Origin of the sequence: Synechococcus sp. R8-2 (assembly GCF_047461715.1) — a bacterium.
Classification (GTDB): Bacteria; Cyanobacteriota; Cyanobacteriia; order Thermostichales; family Thermostichaceae; genus Thermostichus.
The window spans coordinates 1-1,233 of the sequence record NZ_JANSHQ010000754.1 but is presented as its reverse complement, the minus strand read 5'-3'; the positions used below and the strand labels follow the sequence as shown (position 1 = coordinate 1,233).

1 protein-coding gene is annotated in these 1,233 nt (G+C 48.1%); it reads right to left on the bottom strand.

Going from position 1 to position 1,233, the window contains the following annotated elements; translation table 11 throughout:
• Positions 1 to 958, bottom strand: a 958-nt coding sequence (locus NW819_RS14475; RefSeq protein WP_414414175.1) for a tetratricopeptide repeat protein, incomplete at its 3' end; no start/stop codon positions are given.
• Between the last annotated feature and the right edge of the window lie 275 nt (positions 959 to 1,233).

The window sequence follows — 1,233 nt, the reverse complement described above, 5'->3', positions numbered from 1 at the left end:
AGTTAGCCTGTCCATCAATCCAATTGGCATTTAGGTACTTAACCCAACCCAGAGATAAGCGGCTGTAAGAGCAAGCTCGCATGGAAGCTGAGGCAAACCCAACTCGGATGGGATCCTCTGGCTGGGATTGGCGAGGAAGATATCTCCACTGGGAATAGCAAGCGTTGACTATACGTTGAACAAACTGGGCATATTTTTTCTGTAAATCCAGGTCGTTGTAGCCTTGGTACTGTAGGTAGTGATTGGTTCCCAGTCCTGATGCCCACAGCGCTGTGCGACGTTGCTCCTCTGTTTCTAGGGGAGTTTCCTCAATAAGACGATCCAGGTGCTCAACAAAGCGAGCACGAAAGGAGTTGAGCTCTTCCTCACTCTGATAGACTGCCGGCAAGTAGAGATGATAAAACCAACGAGCCTGTTCTAACTGGGGATCCAAAGCCAATGCTTTCTCTAGGTGATCCAAGGCAACAGCGTGTTCTCCTTGATCTCGGTAGGCGATAGCCAGATTCAGATGCACCTCTTCCAAAGGGATCCCTGTCTGTTCATCCGAGTTTTCCAGTAGAGGATTGAGTAGGGCAATGGCTTCTTCGCTACGTCGCAGGTTAACTAAGATTTTTCCAGCTTGAAAGGCAGATCCAGCAGCGTGTGGATTCAGTTTCAGGCTTTGCTGATAACAGGATAGCGCTTCCTCGAGTTGACCCAAAGACTCATAGACGACACCCAAATTGTGGTGATACAGAGCCACTTCGGGATGTTGCTCAATGGCTTCTGCAATGAGAGCCGCTGCCAATTCCGAGTCTCCTCTGGCTTGAGCTACCGTTCCCAACAGGTGAAGGGCATCTGCATGCTCAGGAAAATCCGCCAAGATTTCGGAGTAAATAGCCTCTGCTTGTCGCAAATCTCCTGCTTGCTGGGCTTGGATCCCGGCCAGAAGTTTGTTTGTAAGTATCCAGTCTGACATCTACTACAAGATGGCTAGAAATTCTCCTGACTTGCCTGTCCAGTATAGTTTTTTCCAGTTATAGTCAGTTCAGTTGGGGATAAGATGACTTTACAGGCAAGATAACATGCAGGTAGACCTAAAGAGGAAGCTTAGATCTGAGAGAGAGTCGTATTTGTTCCGCTCCTTGGCTCATTTTTTTACTTTGTTCAGCTACTTTACCTAAACGTAAGCTCTGCTCAGGTAACAGAGACAGCCGTAGTTACCTTGAGAAATCTCCCCCTGCCAGAGGAGAT